The organism is Veillonella sp. CHU110, assembly GCF_003992255.1.
Taxonomy (GTDB): domain Bacteria; phylum Bacillota; class Negativicutes; order Veillonellales; family Veillonellaceae; genus F0422.
In genome coordinates, this window is sequence record NZ_RQVA01000007.1 from 37,929 (window position 1) to 55,138 (window position 17,210).

The following is a 17,210-nucleotide window of genomic DNA, read 5'->3' on the forward strand; positions in this document are numbered from 1 at the left end:
TTGGAACGGGTCTTTTTTTGTGTCTAATTTTAATAGGGGAAAATATGGCCGTATTCACAATTAAAGAAATAAGCGAATATTTGAAAGTGTCGCAACAGACAATAAGACAAAAAATTAAAAAGTTGGAAAAAGATAAAATGCTATTTGTGTCTTATGATGCAGATGGACGTATACGATTAAATGCAGAACAAGTAGGGGTAATAATAGCCACGTTCTATAAAAGTGTGTATAATGTGTATTGTGAAAGGTTTGGTATCCAGAAAGGAGAATTTGTGATACCAACACGTAAAGGCACAATACAACGCCTAAAAAGGAATAATGGAAAAGAAGTATTTTATATCAGAAATTTACCACTTGCATATGATCATAACGGGAAGGAGATATTATATAAAAGCCCTAAGTTTAACACCAGGGAAGAAGCAGAAGAAGAGCAAGCAAAAGTATTGGCCAATAGAAATAGGACAGCAAGGAAACTAGAGGAAGAAAACTCAAGAAACGATAATGTACTATTAGAGAAATTAAAACAAAGAAGTTTTAAAGAATACTTTTTAGAATGGATAGACAAAAAAGAAATAAGACAATCTACGAAAAGTATGTACTATATCAATTTAAATAATTTCTTTAAAAAGATTGATGATGTAAAATTAGGAGAATTGCAGGCTAATATAATAAACCAATGGCTTAGTATTTGTGATAAGAATAAACATGTGTTAAAATGCCTACTGATAGGATTGTGTAAACACTTATACAATATGGATATTATAAGTGAGCAGATGCTGAAGAAAATAGAGCCTATTAAAGTAAAACCAGTATATGAAAAGAAAGCATTAACTGTAGAGCAAGTGAAAGACATATTTACTTATTGTCAGGGGAGTAAGTATGAACTTCTGATACATTTGTTGTTTAAAACAGGGCTAAGAATTGGGGAAGCAATAGCTCTTACTAAGGATGATATAATATTTCATAAGGATAAAATGCTTGAAATAAGCATAAGTAAAACTATATCTTATGATAGAATTAATCACGAAGTGATGCTTGAAAAACCAAAGACAGAAAGTGGTATAAGAGTTATATATGTTAAAGATGATTTTTTATATAAAAGCCTAACTAAAAAAATGATGGAAGGTAATCAAATCATATTTAATGGAAATGTAAAAAAGTACCTACACTTTGAAACATTTCGGGGATATTTAAATAGAATGGGAAGAGCTTTAGCTATAAAAATCACACCACATATAACTAGACACACCTACATTTCAATAGCAATAAGTAAAGGTGTGGATTTATATGCCTTGGTTCAGCAAGTAGGACATAAGGATCCTTCAATGATTTTGAAAGTATATGGTAAATTGATTAATGACCCAAAAGAAATATTCAAAAAACTATCTATCATATGACAATACACAAAATCATACACAGAATCTAGAAAGTAGCGATAGAATACTTGTATTAAGCTACTTTGTGATATAATACAGATATAACCTATAGATATACGTTATATCAATACTAATATACATGCTGTTGGCATGGAGTGAGGTAGACTATGAGAAAAGAACATGATTTTTTAGGTGAATTAGAGGTTGCTGATGAGTTGTACTATGGAGTACAAACATTACGCGGTGTTGAAAACTTCTTTATTACAGGTAAAAAGATTGATTTAGACTTTGTAAAAGCTATGGCAATGGTAAAAAAAGCATGTGCTTTGGCGAATATGAGTACTGGTCGTTTGGATGAAAAAATAGGTCAAGCTATCAGTCGTGCTGCTGATGAAGTGGTGCGTGGTAACTTCAATGATCAATTCCCAGTAGATCCGATCCAAGGCGGAGCAGGAACTTCTTTCAATATGAATATGAATGAAGTATTGGCCAATCGTGCGCTAGAAATTTTAGGGTATGAAAAAGGACAATATGATATTGTATCCCCTAATAACCATGTTAATATGGCACAATCTACAAATGATACATTCCCAACGGCTATCAAAGTATGCGCGATTATGAAGAGTAAGCCTTTATTAGCCGCTCTACGTCGTTTGGCAGATGAGTTAGATAAAAAAGCTGAAGAATACAAAGAAATCTTAAAAATGGGGCGTACTCATTTACAAGATGCAGTGCCAATTACCCTAGGACAAGAAATGAGTGCTTACGCCTCTGGTGTACGTCGTGGCATTCGTCGTATTAAGTCTGCTATGTTAGAAGCACATACTGTCAATATGGGTGCTACTGCAGTAGGCACGGGTCTAAATGCAGAGCCAACTTATATTAAATCCGTGGTAGATGAATTGTCTCGTGTTGTAGGTGAACCATTCATCACGGCAGATAACCTAATTGATGCTACAAATAATACAGATGTGTTTGCGGACATTTCTTCTGGTTTGAAAGTCACAGCACTCGTATTAATTAAGATGGCCAATGATTTCCGCTTGATGGCATCGGGCCCTCGCTGTGGTATTGGAGAGTTGAAATTGCCTCCACGCCAACCAGGTTCTTCTATCATGCCAGGTAAAGTGAACCCTGTCATTGCAGAAGTATTGAATCAAACTTGTTATCAAGTCATCGGTAATGATTTAACAATTTCTCTTGGCGTAGAAAATGGACAGTTTGAATTGAATGTTATGGAGCCAGTGATTGCCTATAACTTGTTCAACTCTATGTGCTACTTGAAAAATGCGGTGAATACATTTGTAGATAAGTTGTTGATTGATCTAGAAGTCGATAAAGAACAATGTGAGTACTGGTTAGATCGTTCTGTTGGCATTGTAACAGCTTTATTACCTCATATTGGTTATGAAAATGCATCGGCCTTGGCAAAAGAAGCATTAGAAACTGACCGCAGTGTAAAAGAAATCATTTTAGAGAAAAAACTATTAACGAAAGAAGAGATGGATCATATCTTATCTCCAAAAGAAATGACTCGTCCTGGTATCGCAGGGCAAGATTTAATTAAACATCCTGGTAATTAAAGTATATAGGGAAGAACTGTCTAGAAATGGGCAGTTCTTTTTTGTACTCCTTTGATGTAAACCATTACTAGTGCTCGATGCTATATAGTATTTGATATATCCATGTTGTATAGGAAATGCATAGACAGTGTATACCTAAGAAACAACGCAGATAGAGCATATAAGAATACTCGTTATAATTTATATGTGATATAGTTTATAACTATTATGACTTATATATAAATTGAAAGTAATATGTTGCTAATTTTATATATAAACAGTAGGGTGTAGTGTATAATAAAAGGGTAAAGGAGTTTAGTAATGAATACTTATATAGCAGTGGCCATCGGTGGAGCCATAGGTGCTCTTACTAGATATGGCATTGGTCAATATATGCTCTATAAAGGGGCTCTCTACCCATGGGGGACGATCATCGTCAATGTAGCAGGTTCATTGCTCATAGGACTTGGTATGGCCTATATAGAAGGGCATCCTCATCTATCCTCGGTGGTAAAGTTACTGTGTGTGACTGGATTTTTAGGGGGACTCACCACATTTTCCACATTTATCTTTGAAGGCTACTTACTAGCCGAAAAAGGTATATGGCATATATTGGGATATATGGGGGGACAAATTTTGGTAGGGTTCAGTCTATGTGGCTTGGCTTTTACCATAGGAAAACGAATTTGGAGTTAATATAATCATGAAAGAAATACATGTAAAAGATGCAGTGGGACAAGCACTGTGCCACGATATTGTGCGCATTGTTATTGGCGAAGTAAAAGATACGCCTTTCAAACGAGGCCATGTGATTCGTGAAGAAGATATTGAGTTATTATTGCAGCTAGGAAAAGAACATATTTATGTGATGGAAGAAGGGGATTATGAACTCATCCATGAGGAAACGGTAGCGGAAGAATTATACCGTTTTTGCGAGCATCCATCACTTTCACCGACACCTGTACAACAGGGGAAAATTGAAGCGATTGCCAATCATGATGGCGTATTGACGGTTGATGTAGAGGCTCTACACGCAATCAATGGGATAGGAGACTTGACGATTGTTACACGGTTTCATGGTACTCCAGTGAAAGAGGGCGATCCAGTGGCAGGCATGCGATGCATTCCGTTGTTGCTAGAAGCGTGGCAATTGGAAGAGGCTAAACGGTTACAAACTGATAAAGAACCGATTATCCAAGTACATCCTTTTGTGCGAAAACGTATGGCTATTGTGACTACTGGTAGCGAAGTCTATGAAGGCCGCATTCAAGATGCATTTACGGCGGTGATTCAAGATCGTGTAGCACCATTTGGAGTAGAATTAGTGGCCCATGAGATTGTGCCTGACGATACAGATAGAATCATAGCTGCTATTCGGTCTGTGAAAGACCAAGGAGCGGACATCATTTTCTGTACCGGCGGTATGAGCGTAGACCCAGATGATTTGACGCCAGGTGCTATTGCTCGTGTAGCTAGTGAAGTGGTGACCTATGGATTACCAGTATTGCCTGGCTCGATGGTTTGCATTGCTTATTTAGAGGATCATACGCCAATTATGGGGGTTCCAGGTGGAGTGTTATATAGCTCTCCTAGCGCATTTGATGTGATAGTGCCGAGATTGTTGGCAGATATCCGCATTACAAAACAAGACTGTATTCATATGGGACATGGTGGCTTTCAATCAAAATAGTGGTAATTTTGAGAAAATGTAGTTGACAAAAACAAATCCCACCCTTAAAATAGGAATTAATTTGAAGTATAATTCATTTAAGTCTAAGTAGAGGAGAATTAGTATGGCTATTATAAAGAATGCAATTGATTTAATTGGAAATACGCCAATCTATCGTATTCCTGACACGAATGTGTATGTTAAATTAGAAAAGTATAATGCTGGTGGCAGTGTGAAGGATCGCGCTGTGTTAGGTATGTTACAAGATGCAAAAGAAAAAGGATTGATTAAGGAAGATACGATTATCGTAGAAGCTACTAGTGGTAACACTGGTATTGCCTTAGCAATGCTAGGTGCGATGTTATCGATTAAAACAATCATCATTATGCCAGAAAGCATGAGTCAAGAACGCCGTGAATTAATTAAAGCTTATGGAGCGCAATTGATTTTAACACCGAAAGAAGTGGGCATGAAAGGTGCACTAGGAAAAGCACAAGAAATTCTTGATAACTATCCAAATGCTGTGACACTAGGACAATTCGTTAATCCAGCTAACCCAACAGCTCACTATGAAACAACGGCAAAAGAAATTTTACGTGATGTACCGAATATAGGCGTGTTTGTGGCGGGAATTGGTACTGGTGGCACATTTACAGGTGTTACTAAATCCTTGAAAGAGCAACATCCGTACATTAAAGCGGTAGCTGTAGAACCAGAAGGATCTCCAGTGATTTCTCGCGGTATTGGTGGGGTGCATAAAATCCAAGGATTGGGAGCTGGTTTTATTCCAGAAAACTTTGATGCCGATCTTATGGATGAAGTACAAACAGTGACTGATGAAGCAGCACTTGAAGAAGTTGGAAACTTCATGCGTGAAACAGGTATCGGCATCGGAATTTCTTCAGCGGCAGCTATTTTAGTAGCCCGCCAATATGGTAAAAAATTCCCAGATGTAGATGTAGTGGTAGTAGCTCCAGATGGAGTTGAAAAATATCTGTCTATGATTCAATTTGAGAGCGTGGATTGGATTCATTCATAATTGATAGACAAGGAGCATAGCATGGTTTCGGCCATGCTATCTCTATATAGGGAGGTAACAATGGGAGCGGTTTGGAAGTCAATCCAGTATAATATTCAGCGAGTGTTGCAGTCAGATCCAGCAGCTACATCATGGTTTATGGTGGTGTGGACATATCCGCATATTACAGCTTTATTTTGGCATTTCTTTGCACATCGTCTGTATAAAAAAGGATGGTTTACTTTGGCGAGACGAATTGCCTTGCATGCACGGCGTGTGACGGGTATAGAAATTCATCCAGGAGCGCAGATAGGAAAGGGTTTGTTTATTGATCATGGTATGGGTGTTGTTATTGGGGAAACAGCCATAGTGGGAGATAATGTAACTCTATTCCATGGTGTTACATTAGGAGGGATGGACTCGCGGAAAGTAAAGCGACATCCTACGATTGAAGACGATGTGTTAATTGGTGCTGGTACTAAGGTACTGGGAGACATTACGGTGGGAAAAGGGTCCAAGATGGGCTGTAATCTTGTCATCAAACGAGATGTACCGCCCAATGTTATTATTTTTGAAACGGAACCAGAGCATATTATTTATCGCCAGCCTAAGCAAGACCGCTTTGCTACCGATACATATATACCACGTCGTCATGCCTTGCCACTAGCGCCTAATGAATTTTCGGACCACATGGCGTGGCACATTTAGGAGGGACTATGAAAGAAGTACGATTAGGGATAGTACAAAGTGCTATACAAATTGGACAGGTGAAAGAGAACCTTCAAATGATGGATGCGATGATACACCAAGTAGCAGAGGATGCGCCAGATATCATTATATTGCCAGAAACATGGAATACAGGCTTTATGACGGGCCATGACTTGATAGCCTTAGCAGACCCTAATGGAAATCAAATGCAAGAACTCCTCAGTGGGTGGGCTAAGGAGTTACATGTCAATATTGTTGGAGGATCTGTAGCCATCGAAGAACATGGTAAGATTTACAATCGTACCTATGTATATAATCGAGAAGGTGACTTAGTATCTACCTATGATAAAATACATGGATTTAGTCCTGCAAAAGAAGACCTCTATTTCACGGGCGGAACACAAGTGCATCATTTCACATTGGATGGTATTCTCTGCTCTAGTGCGACTTGTTATGATATTCGATTCCCAGAATTAATTCGTAAAGCTGCATTAGAGGGTGTAGAACTATTCTTTTTACCGGCTCAGTGGCCATTACTGCGATTGTCCCATTGGAAAATATTGAATCAAGCTAGAGCCATTGAAAATCAGATGTTCTTCTGTGGTGTTAACGGATGTGGACACATTGGGAAGTTGCCGATGGCTGGACACTCCTTAGTGGTGGATCCATGGGGGGAAATCCGGTTAGAATTAGACGAGACTGCCGCTGTACAAACCGTAACTATCGATTTAGAAGTGGTAGCAGATATTCGCACAAAGATTAACGTGTTTCGTGATCGAAAACCAGCTTTGTACTAAGTGCAAGATATATGCATTTTAGGAATATATAAAATTGTTCATAGGTATTGCCAAGATGCAATACCTATGGTATATTATATGAGTACTAAGTACACGGCCCCGTGGTGTAGCGGTTAACATGTCGCCCTGTCACGGCGAAGATCGTCGGTTCAAATCCGATCGGGGTCGCCATTTTTTTTACCTATTTTTAGATAATTGGATTTATTTATATATTTTTTGCCTCGGTAGCTCAGTCGGTAGAGCAACGGACTGAAAATCCGTGTGTCGGCAGTTCGATTCTGCCCTGAGGCACCATATACATATCCTCATGCGGATGTGGTGGAATGGCAGACACGCCATCTTGAGGGGGTGGTGAGCGTACGCTCGTATGGGTTCAAGTCCCATCATCCGCACCAAACGAGGGCCTATAGCTCAGGGGTAGAGCAACCGGCTCATAACCGGTCGGTCCCTGGTTCAAATCCAGGTGGGCCCACCATATAAAACCATCTCACAATGTGAGGTGGTTTTTTGTTATCTATACAGGTTCATTGTATAATGGATTGAGAGCTTTTTATACTGCGCATTTGTGGTATGGAAGTCATGTATGTAGTGTAGTAGATGGATATATTAGATAGATATATTAGTTGTTCTATGCGATATATGCCAGTTATGATAGATTAGAAACGTGAGAACAAATATGGCACTTTCAAAGCGATTAGAGCAAGTAGCAACGATGACTCCCCCGTGTCAAACTGTGGCTGATGTAGGGACAGACCATGGTTTTTTGGCGGTGGCCTTAATTGAAAAAGAAATAGCTGGGCGAGTAATTGCCATCGATGTTAATCATGGTCCCCTAGAGTCTGCGAAGAGGTTTGTGAAAGAACGGAGATTAGAGGATCATATTGAATGTCGATTAGGAGATGGATTGGCTGTTACAACCGCGGGAGAAATTGACTGCGCCGTTATTTGCGGTATGGGTGGAGAATTGATGCAACATATTATCTCGGTAGGTCCGGAGTTGTTGCAGACCTATGTGGTACAACCACAGAGCCATCGAGAGGAATTAAAGAAGTTTCTCGTCGCACAAGGATATGGTATTACGGATGAGCAGTGCTTGCAGGAAGGCAAGCAATATTATGATATATGGGTCGTAGAGCGAGGAGTTACATCCGTATATAATAGCTTACCTTCAGATTCTATATTGTGGGAATATGGCGCTATATTACAAGAGCGTCGCAGCCCAATTTGGGTGCATCATATACAGCGTAGAATAGAAACATTAGAATCCATTGCATCTCATATGCGCGATGCCTCGAAGGGTAGTCAAGATTTAGTTGCTATGGAAAAGGAAATAGAGGCATTGCGCTCTATTGTATGATAGGAGGTATATATGATAACGATGAAAGACATTGCTGGCGCCATTGAGCGTCATGCACCGGTATCATTACAAGAATCTTGGGATAACTGTGGTTTGCAAGTTGGATCTATGTCAGGTACAGTGTGCCGAGTATTGACTGCATTAGATGTGACAGCTGAAGTAGTGGCAGAAGCTATTGAAAAACGGGTACAGTGTATTGTGTCTCATCACCCTATGATTTTTAAAGGGTTAAAATCTATCAATCTAGGAACCATGCAAGGAAAGATGATAGGAAATTTGTTGCAACATGGTATCCATGTATATAGTGCACACACTAATTTAGATATAGCTCGTGGTGGTTTGAATGATGAGGTAGCAAATCGGTTAGGTTTGCAAAGTATCAAAGGGTTAGTAGAAACTGGCAGAGAGTCAGCCTACAAGGTGGCCGTGTACGTGCCAACATCACATAGTGAAGCAGTGCGTCAAGCTATGGGTGATGCCGGTGCAGGTCATATTGGAGAGTACAGTCATTGTAGCTTTTCCGTCACAGGTGAAGGCCGCTTTTTACCATTAGAGGGAACGAATCCATATATTGGTCGTGTGGGAACTGTAGAAATGGTACAAGAAGAACGAGTGGAGACGGTGGTCCCAAAGAAACTACTAGGAAAGGTGCTGTCCGCCATGGAACGAGTTCATCCCTACGAAGAGATTGCCTATGATGTGGTGGCATTGGAACATATATATGAAGCGCAACATATTGGTCGCATTGGTCGTGTAAGGGAACCTCTTTCTTTAGAGGCCACAAAAATGCTATTGCAAACAGTATTTCCTCATAGTCAATTGCGATGGGGCGGTGCAAAGGTGGAACACATCGAACGGATTGCGCTGTGTACGGGTAGTGGAGCTGAATTTATTAAGGCAGCAGCGAAGCAGAAGGCGGACCTATATATTACTGGCGATGTGAAATACCATGATATGCAACTGGCAAAAGAGTTAGGCATTCTTGTCGTAGATGCAGGCCATTATGGTACGGAATATATGAGCCAAACAGTACTGAAACGAATGATAGAAAAGAGTTTTACAGCAGATGAAGTAGAAGTCATAGAAAGTAATGTACAAAGAGATTTTTTCTTTGAAGTCTAAGCACTTTCGGTTATAATAAAAAGAAGAGCTATTGACCACACGAGTGGTCTATGCTAGACTTAAACAGTAAGTATGAAAGGCGATTGCAAGTCTTATGACTTGAGGAAAGTCCGAGCTCCATAGGGCAGGATGCCGGCTAACGGCCGGCGTGGGTGACCATAGGGAATAGTGCCACAGAAAAGTAAACCGCCACCTTCGGGTGGTAAGGGTGGAACGGTCGCGGTAAGAGCGCACCAGGTACATGGTAACATGTATGCTCGGTAAACCCCATCCGGAGCAAGGCCGAATAGGAAAGGGTTAAGGGTTGCCCGCCTACCTTTCGGGTTGTGCCGCTTGAGCGTATAGGCAACTATACGCCTAGAAAGATAATCGCCACTGCGTAAGCAGGACAGAACTCGGCTTATTGATTGCTTGCTCAAAACCGCTCTTCGGAGCGGTTTTGTTATTGTAGGAGGTATCGTTATGAAATTAGAATCCATTAAAACCTATGAAGAATTTAAATCTATCGTGAAAGGTGATGACGAAATCGTATTAGCTTGTTTCACCGCAGAATGGTGTGAGCCATGCAAAGCAATGAAAGAAGAATTAGATGCGTTATACGATGAACTACAAGGTGTGGCTCGTATGATTGCTATCGATATTGATGAAGCTAAAGAAATTGTCTTAAAAGAAGATGTACAAGGGGTACCGACGATTATTTGCTATAAAAAAGGAAAACAAAAAGATCGTATCGGTGGCTATAAAAAAGCAGCCTCTGTACGTAAGTTATTGAAACTATAAATAGAGGATATAAAAATATTTTTACAAATTAGTGATTAATATTCTATAGGAGGAATACCTTTCATGGTATACTATGTGTATTACGTTAATTTGTATAGACGCTATAAAGTTATTGCAAGAAAGGGGCTTTTTTGTGAAAGATAGATTAAATAGTCTTTGGAACTTATTCCAAGAACGTAAATTAAGCCGACGTACATTTATGAAATCCTGTGTAGCTTTAACAGCTATTTTAGGATTACCACCAGCACTGACGAATAAAGTCGTGGCAGCAGCGGAGAAAAAGGAATTACCTACGGTGATTTGGCTGCATGGTCATGAATGTACAGGATGTGACGAATCCTTTATTCGTTCTACATCACCTTTCGCATCTGATGTGATTCTAAATATGATTGCTTTAGAGTATGATGATACTTTGGCTGCCGCAGCAGGGGAACCATTTGAACATCATTTACATCATTTGTTAGAAGAGAAAAAAGGTAAATATGTATTGGCTGTTGAAGGTGGCGTTCCATTGGATGAAAATGGGTCCTACTGCCAAGTGGGCGGTCGACCATTCGTAGATGTATTGAAAGAATGCGCCGAAGGGGCTGCTTTCATCATTGAATATGGATCTTGTGCGGCATGGGGCGGTATTCAAGCAGCGAAACCGAATCCAACCAATACAGTATCTGTATCCTCTATTGTAAAAGGCAAAAAAATCATTAAAGTACCAGGATGCCCTCCAATTCCAGAGGTCATGACTGGTGTCATTATGCACTATGCTTTATTTGGTGAAATTCCACCGCTAGATGTAGAAGGAAGACCAAAGCAATTCTACGGTAATCGTATTCACGATACTTGTTATCGTCGTCCCTTCTTTGATTCTGGATTGTTTGTGGAACACTTCGATGATGATGCATCCAAAGCAGGTTGGTGCCTATATAAAGTAGGTTGTCGTGGACCAGAAACATATAACTCTTGTGGCAACTTGCGTTGGTGGAATGGGTTGTCCTATCCAATTCAATCTGGACATGGTTGTATTGGTTGCTCTGAAAAGGGATTCTGGGACAATGATAACTTTTACCAACGATTGCCTCATATTCATACCCCAAATACTATTACCGATGTGGATACATTAGGTACAGTAGCAGGATTTGGCGCATTTGGTGCTGTAGTGGCTCATGGTGGTATTACCTTGGCAAAACATAAATATGATTCTATCCAAGAAGAGAAAAAATATTTAGCTGAACAAGAAGCAAAACAAAAAGAAGTGGAACAGAAAGGTAGTGACCAATAATGAAACGAGTTGTAGTCGATCCAGTGACCCGTATTGAAGGTCACTTACGTGTAGAAGTTAGTGTTGATGAATCCACAGGTAAAGTGCAAGATGCCTTATCTAGTGGTACGGCTTGGCGTGGTATTGAATTAGTAGCTAAAAATCGCGATCCTCGTGACGTATGGGCCTTTGTACAACGGATTTGTGGTGTGTGTACTTCTACGCACGCCTTAGCATCCCTTCGAGCGGTAGAGGATGCATTGGGTATTCAAATTCCTAAGAATGCAAACTATATTCGAAATATTATGCATAGTTGTTTAGATACACACGATCATATTGTGCATTTTTATCACTTGCATGCTCTTGACTGGGTAAGCCCAGTAGAGGCGTTGAAAGCAGATCCTAAGAAAACTGCAGAATTGCAACAACAAGTATTGGATACATACAATGTGAGTGGATTACAACCAAAAGATTTGGAATCTTCCACATCCGCATACCCTAAGGAGTTCCCTAAAGGAAATGCTACGTATTATGCAGCGATCCAAACAAAAGTGAAAAAAATTGTAGAAAGTGGGCAATTAGGGATTTTCTCCGCTCAATGGTGGGATCATCCAGATTATCAATTATTGCCTCCAGAAGTGCATTTGATGGCCATCTCTCACTATTTGACAATCCTAGATCGTCAACGTGATATTGTAACACCTCATGTTATTTTCGGCGGTAAAAACCCACATCCTCACTACATTGTAGGTGGTATGCCATGCTCCATTTCCATGGATGACATGAATGCACCTGTGAATGCAGCTCGTTTAGCAAGTGTAGATGAATCTATTTCGCTGGCAAAAGATTTGGTGAACAATTTCTACTTACCAGATTTACTAGCTATAGGTCATTTATATGTGAAAGCTGGTATGGTAGATGGCGGCGGATTGGCGAAAAAGCGTGTCTTAGCATACGGTGGCTATCCAGATGATGCATATACAGGTATAAAAGATGGAGACTTCTTTAAAAAGTCTCTTGTTCGTGCTAATGGAGTAGTAGAAAACTTTGAACTTGGTTGGGAAAAAGCAACATTTACAGCTTTAGAAGGTGAAGACTTGATGAATCCAGACTTCTTGTCTGAAGAAATCAATCACTCTTGGTTTGAATATCCAAATGGTGAAACATCCTTGCATCCAACAGAAGGGGTGACAAAACCAGCTTTCACAGGTCCTAAAACGGGAACAAATAAAAAATGGGAATTCTTGGATGAAGAGAAAAAATATTCTTGGATTAAATCTCCTACATTTAAAGGAAAAGCTTGCGAAGTGGGCCCATTGGCAAAATATATCGTTGTCTATGTAAAAGTAAAACAAGGTATCATCAAGAATCCTACATGGGCAGAGAAAATGATGGTAGATCAAATTGAGGCAGTATCTAAAGTGCTAGGTGTACCAGCTCATGTATGGATGTGTTCTACTGTAGGCCGTACAGCAGCTCGTGGTTTAGATGCACAAGTAGCAGCGAACTTGAGTCAACACTTCTACAACCGTTTGATTGAAAATATCAAAACTGGCGATACTGTTGTGGCGGATACTCGTAAATTCGATCCTAATTCTTGGCCAAAAGAGGCAAAAGGTGTAGGTTTATTAGATGCACCACGTGGTGGTTTAGGACATTGGTGTGTCATCAAAGATGGTCGTGTAGACAATTATCAATGTATCGTGCCAACGACTTGGAATGCGTGTCCTAAAACAATTGCTGGTGAACATGGTGCATACGAATCTAATATGATAGACACTAAAGTCAAAGTGGCGGATAAACCATTGGAAATTTTAAAAGGTATTCATTCCTTTGATCCTTGCTTGGCATGTGCGACCCACTTGTACAATAAAAAGGGTGAAAAAATAGTATCTGTTAATACAGATGCCCTATGTAAATAGGGAGGAGGCTGTCGATGTTACCATTAAATAAAAAGCCTTATCGTGTATTTAGTTTATGGCTCCGTATTTTCCATTGGACTATGGTGCTCTGTGTAACGGCACTATTTTGGACTGGCTTATACATTGGAAACCCAGGATTCCAAGCTACACCAGGCAGTGTGGAACCAACTATCGCAGTAGGTGGTTGGTTCTCTATGGAGATGATTCGTAAAATTCACTTTATCGCAGCATTTATCTTAATTGCTGCACTTATATTCCGTATTTATGGTGGAATTCGATATCGTGGCGATAGATTGTTTCCACGATTTCACAAGAAGTCCTATTGGGTTGGTATTTGGGATACGGTGAAACATTATATGATGTTACCGCAACAGCGGGAACATCGTTTCTTGCGGAATTCCTTGGCACGTACAAGTTATGTGGGTGTCTATGTGATGATGTTCTTGGAAATATCTACAGGCCTCGCGATGTATGCACAGGTGTATCCAGATACTTGGGTGGCGCAAATTTTTAATCCAGTGAACTTGCTGTTTACAGAATACCAAGTACATATGATTCATCATTATATTGCTTGGGGATTCTTGTTATTTACAATTATTCACGTATATTTGACATTCCGTGAGGATGTTATGGAAGAATCTGGAGAAGTATCTAGTATGGTATCAGGTATGAAATTTTACCCAGAAGATCCAGAAGATATAGAGGACTTATATGGACCAAATAAAAAGTAATCCCATCGTACTCTTAGGGGTAGGCAATATTTTGCTCACAGATGAGGGATTTGGTGTCCATGTGGTGAACCAATTACGGGAGGATTATGTATTTAATCCTCCTATTACCATTTTGGATGGGGGAACCATGGGCATGGAACTGCTTACCTATATGCGAGGTATGACAAAATTACTATTAGTAGATGCTATCAATGGCGATGATGTACCAGGCACAGTATATGAGTTTCCTCATGAGGAAATGAACACCTATTTTACAGAGGCTATTTCTGTGCATGAGGTAGGAATGCAAGATATTTTGCGAATCCGAGCCTTACAAGAAGATCCATTAGAAGATGCTGTTGTCATTGGTGTGGAGCCTGAAAGTTTAGAGTTAGGCCTTACATTGAGTGATGCTACACAGGCCGCTGTAGAAGATGTGAAAGCCCGTGTACTATCTGTTTTATCGAATTGGAACGTAACCGCTAGCCCTGTGAATACAGTAACAGAATAGGATATTAAGGAGTATGACTCTGTATGGATTTGATAAGGAGTTTCTATGCAAAATGAATTTGGACGTGTAAAAGCGGTATTTCAAGAATTAAAAAATGCTTTGCAACAGTTGCGTAAAACTGGTGAGACCTATACAATTTATGTGGAAAATACAGGACTGACTATGGAAGAACAAGTGGAAGTGTTAGAAACATTAGGTCGCGGTGATGTAACAGTACACTTAAAAGATACAGATCAACCTGTGGAATGGTATGAGTCTACTATTCGTGGTGTATGGATTGGCACCTTCCGTAATGGTCGAGATGAAGCAATTTTATATACTATTGAAGTATGTCGCTATCCAGAGTTAGCAGGAGCCTATGATGAAGATATCATAGGAGGTGAAGCAGATTTACAAGAATGGATTGAAGCGGCTGACTTATAATTGGTATCATTGTCTATAAAAAATGTTACATGTTACTATGAAATTGTCCCCTTTATGTATATCAATAAATCATAGATAGACGTAATTATTGACTAAAACATGTAAAATATGATTAAATACACTCTCTCATCATTCGTTAATGAGAGAGTTTTTCATTTTTATAAGTACACATATTGTAGAGGAAAATAGTAGGTTTTTGGAGAAATTATAGAATAGATAATTTTGAATATAAGTTGTATTTAAAGGGTTTGTAAAGGGTGGATATATGTCCATAAATAGAATATCATAATATCTTTAATAAAAGACTACATAAATGTTATATTTATTACATAACCTTAAATGATAATAAATACTATCATAATAAACAGTTATAGAACATATTCTTAGGGAATTGAAAAAGGTAGGGCATGGTGATACAATAATACACAAGAGAAAGGTCTCTGTTTTAAGTTGAGGAGGGATTACTTTGCGTAACATTCACGTTGAGAAAGTAACAGAAAAGGTAGCAGAATTATGTATGAATGCAGCATATCATCTTCCAAAAGATATGTACAATGCATTGAAAAAAGGCTATGAGTGTGAGAAATCTCCAGTAGGTAAAGGTGTATTAGATCAAATCATTAAAAATGCGGAAATCGCTGATGCTGAAGATCGTCCAATTTGCCAAGATACTGGTCTTACTATCGTATTCTTAGAAGTTGGTCAAGATGTACACTTCGAAGGTGGAAATCTTGAAGAAGCTATTCAAGCTGGTGTAGCAAAAGGTTATGTTGACGGATACCTTCGTAAATCCGTAGTAGCTGAACCTTTGTTCAATCGTGTTAATACTAAAAATAACACTCCAGCGGTTATTTACACAAAAATCGTTCCAGGCGACAAAGTTGACATCAACGTTGAGTTAAAAGGCTTTGGTTCCGAAAACAAATCTGGCGTTAAAATGCTAGTACCTGCTGATGGCGTTGAAGGCGTTAAAAAAGCAGTTCTTGAAATCGTTAAAAAAGCTGGCCCTAACCCATGCCCTCCAATGGTACTAGGTATTGGTATCGGTGGTACTATGGACTATGCAGCATTCCTTTCCAAAAAAGCTCTTCTTCGCTCTGTAGAAGAACGCAATGCACATCCTGAATATGCAAAATTGGAAGAAGAAATCAATGCAATGGTTAACAAAACTGGTATCGGACCTCAATTAGGTGGTTCTACAACAGCAGTTTCCGTTAATATCGAGTGGGCAGCAACACATATCGCTGGTCTTCCTGTAGCAGTAACTATCTGCTGCCACGCTAGCCGTCATGCTCACGGTGAAGTTTAAGAGGGGGAATAACCATGGCAGAACAAATTCGTATTCAAACACCTTTAACAGAAGAACAATCCCGCAAATTAAAAGCTGGTGATATGGTTCTTATCTCCGGTAAAATCTATAGTGCTCGTGATGCTGCTCATAAAGTAATGACTGAAGCATTAGCACGTGGCGAAGAATTGCCAATCGATTGGCATGATAAAATTGTTTACTACTTAGGACCAAGCCCAGCTAAACCAGGAGACCCAATCGGTTCCGCTGGTCCTACAACATCTGGCCGTATGGACGCTTACACACCAACAATGCTTGATCAAGGTATCAAAGGTATGATCGGTAAAGGTTCCCGTAAACCAGAAGTTATCGAATCCATGAAGAAAAACGGCGTAACTTACTTTGCAGCCGTTGGTGGTGCAGCAGCGTTAATTGCTAAATCCATCAAAAAATATGATGTTATTGCTTATGCTGACTTAGGTCCAGAAGCTTTGGCTGAATTGACTGTAGAAGATTTCCCAGCAATCGTTGTTATCGATAGCGAAGGAAACGATTTCTACGAAATTGGTCAAGCTCCATACCGCGAAGACGTTTAATAACAATAGTAAAGAGACTCTCTTATGAGAGTCTCTTTTTTACTATATACTTTTAATACAAAGCAAAATCTAGAGCTTTTTCATCTTACTTATACACAGTATGTGTTATAATACAG

At 39.5% G+C, this 17,210-nt stretch carries 17 protein-coding genes, 4 tRNA genes and 1 other RNA gene; all 22 read left to right on the plus strand.

Going from position 1 to position 17,210, the window contains the following annotated elements:
* The first annotated feature begins 44 nt into the window (after positions 1–44).
* The 22 genes from EO122_RS04205 to EO122_RS04310 all read left to right on the plus strand — a co-directional run bounded on the left by EO122_RS04205 (position 45) and on the right by EO122_RS04310 (position 17,094).
* The gene (locus EO122_RS04205; RefSeq protein ID WP_127009567.1) at positions 45–1,397 is read left to right on the plus strand and encodes a tyrosine-type recombinase/integrase; all 1,353 of its coding nucleotides are present in this window, start codon (positions 45–47) and stop codon (positions 1,395–1,397) included.
* A 146-nt stretch (positions 1,398–1,543) separates the two neighbouring features.
* Positions 1,544–2,959, plus strand: a complete 1,416-nt coding sequence (locus EO122_RS04210) for an aspartate ammonia-lyase (protein WP_126937011.1) — start codon at positions 1,544–1,546, stop codon at positions 2,957–2,959.
* Positions 2,960–3,259: 300 nt separating this feature from the next.
* Positions 3,260–3,634, plus strand: coding sequence for a CrcB family protein (locus EO122_RS04215; RefSeq protein ID WP_127009516.1), 375 nt, complete (start codon positions 3,260–3,262; stop codon positions 3,632–3,634).
* A 7-nt stretch (positions 3,635–3,641) separates the two neighbouring features.
* Positions 3,642–4,628 (plus strand): molybdopterin-binding protein, encoded by a 987-nt coding sequence (locus EO122_RS04220; protein WP_127009517.1) that lies wholly within the window; start codon positions 3,642–3,644, stop codon positions 4,626–4,628.
* Between the two features lie 103 nt (positions 4,629–4,731).
* Positions 4,732–5,646 (plus strand): PLP-dependent cysteine synthase family protein, encoded by a 915-nt coding sequence (locus tag EO122_RS04225; protein WP_127009518.1) that lies wholly within the window; start codon positions 4,732–4,734, stop codon positions 5,644–5,646.
* A 60-nt stretch (positions 5,647–5,706) separates the two neighbouring features.
* Entirely contained in the window at positions 5,707–6,333 is a 627-nt protein-coding gene (epsC, locus tag EO122_RS04230) for a serine O-acetyltransferase EpsC (RefSeq protein ID WP_127009519.1), read from the plus strand.
* A gap of 8 nt (positions 6,334–6,341) precedes the next feature.
* Positions 6,342–7,130, plus strand: a complete 789-nt coding sequence (locus tag EO122_RS04235; RefSeq protein WP_127009520.1) for a carbon-nitrogen family hydrolase — start codon at positions 6,342–6,344, stop codon at positions 7,128–7,130.
* A gap of 95 nt (positions 7,131–7,225) precedes the next feature.
* Positions 7,226–7,301: transfer RNA gene (locus tag EO122_RS04240), tRNA-Asp, on the plus strand.
* 47 nt (positions 7,302–7,348) lie between these two features.
* Positions 7,349–7,424, plus strand: a tRNA-Phe gene (locus EO122_RS04245).
* Between the two features lie 15 nt (positions 7,425–7,439).
* Positions 7,440–7,525 (plus strand) — tRNA-Leu (locus EO122_RS04250).
* A gap of 5 nt (positions 7,526–7,530) precedes the next feature.
* Positions 7,531–7,605, plus strand: a tRNA-Ile gene (locus EO122_RS04255).
* A 201-nt stretch (positions 7,606–7,806) separates the two neighbouring features.
* Positions 7,807–8,487 carry a class I SAM-dependent methyltransferase gene (locus EO122_RS04260; protein WP_127009521.1) on the plus strand — a complete coding sequence of 227 codons (681 nt, stop codon included), beginning with the start codon at positions 7,807–7,809 and terminating at the stop codon, positions 8,485–8,487.
* A 12-nt stretch (positions 8,488–8,499) separates the two neighbouring features.
* The gene (locus tag EO122_RS04265; protein ID WP_127009522.1) at positions 8,500–9,609 is read left to right on the plus strand and encodes a Nif3-like dinuclear metal center hexameric protein; all 1,110 of its coding nucleotides are present in this window, start codon (positions 8,500–8,502) and stop codon (positions 9,607–9,609) included.
* A gap of 66 nt (positions 9,610–9,675) precedes the next feature.
* Positions 9,676–10,028, plus strand: an RNA gene (gene rnpB / locus EO122_RS04270) — RNase P RNA component class A.
* Positions 10,029–10,071: 43 nt separating this feature from the next.
* Positions 10,072–10,389, plus strand: coding sequence for a co-chaperone YbbN (locus tag EO122_RS04275; RefSeq protein WP_127009523.1), 318 nt, complete (start codon positions 10,072–10,074; stop codon positions 10,387–10,389).
* Between the two features lie 133 nt (positions 10,390–10,522).
* Complete coding sequence (locus tag EO122_RS04280) at positions 10,523–11,665, plus strand: hydrogenase small subunit (RefSeq protein WP_126937002.1); 1,143 nt, start codon at positions 10,523–10,525, stop codon at positions 11,663–11,665.
* On the plus strand, positions 11,665–13,566 hold the full coding sequence (locus EO122_RS04285) for a nickel-dependent hydrogenase large subunit (RefSeq protein ID WP_127009524.1): 1,902 nt from the start codon (positions 11,665–11,667) through the stop codon (positions 13,564–13,566). The genes EO122_RS04280 and EO122_RS04285 overlap by 1 nt, the downstream gene beginning before the upstream one ends.
* Positions 13,567–13,580: 14 nt before the next feature.
* Positions 13,581–14,297 (plus strand): Ni/Fe-hydrogenase, b-type cytochrome subunit, encoded by a 717-nt coding sequence (cybH, locus tag EO122_RS04290; RefSeq protein WP_127009525.1) that lies wholly within the window; start codon positions 13,581–13,583, stop codon positions 14,295–14,297.
* Positions 14,278–14,787, plus strand: a complete 510-nt coding sequence (locus EO122_RS04295) for a HyaD/HybD family hydrogenase maturation endopeptidase (protein ID WP_127009526.1) — start codon at positions 14,278–14,280, stop codon at positions 14,785–14,787. The genes cybH and EO122_RS04295 overlap by 20 nt, the downstream gene beginning before the upstream one ends.
* A gap of 45 nt (positions 14,788–14,832) precedes the next feature.
* Complete coding sequence (locus EO122_RS04300) at positions 14,833–15,210, plus strand: hydrogenase expression/formation C-terminal domain-containing protein (RefSeq protein ID WP_126936998.1); 378 nt, start codon at positions 14,833–14,835, stop codon at positions 15,208–15,210.
* 466 nt (positions 15,211–15,676) lie between these two features.
* Positions 15,677–16,519, plus strand: coding sequence for a fumarate hydratase (locus tag EO122_RS04305; RefSeq protein WP_126936997.1), 843 nt, complete (start codon positions 15,677–15,679; stop codon positions 16,517–16,519).
* A gap of 14 nt (positions 16,520–16,533) precedes the next feature.
* The gene (locus tag EO122_RS04310; protein ID WP_009353067.1) at positions 16,534–17,094 is read left to right on the plus strand and encodes a Fe-S-containing hydro-lyase; all 561 of its coding nucleotides are present in this window, start codon (positions 16,534–16,536) and stop codon (positions 17,092–17,094) included.
* The last annotated feature ends 116 nt before the right edge of the window (positions 17,095–17,210 follow it).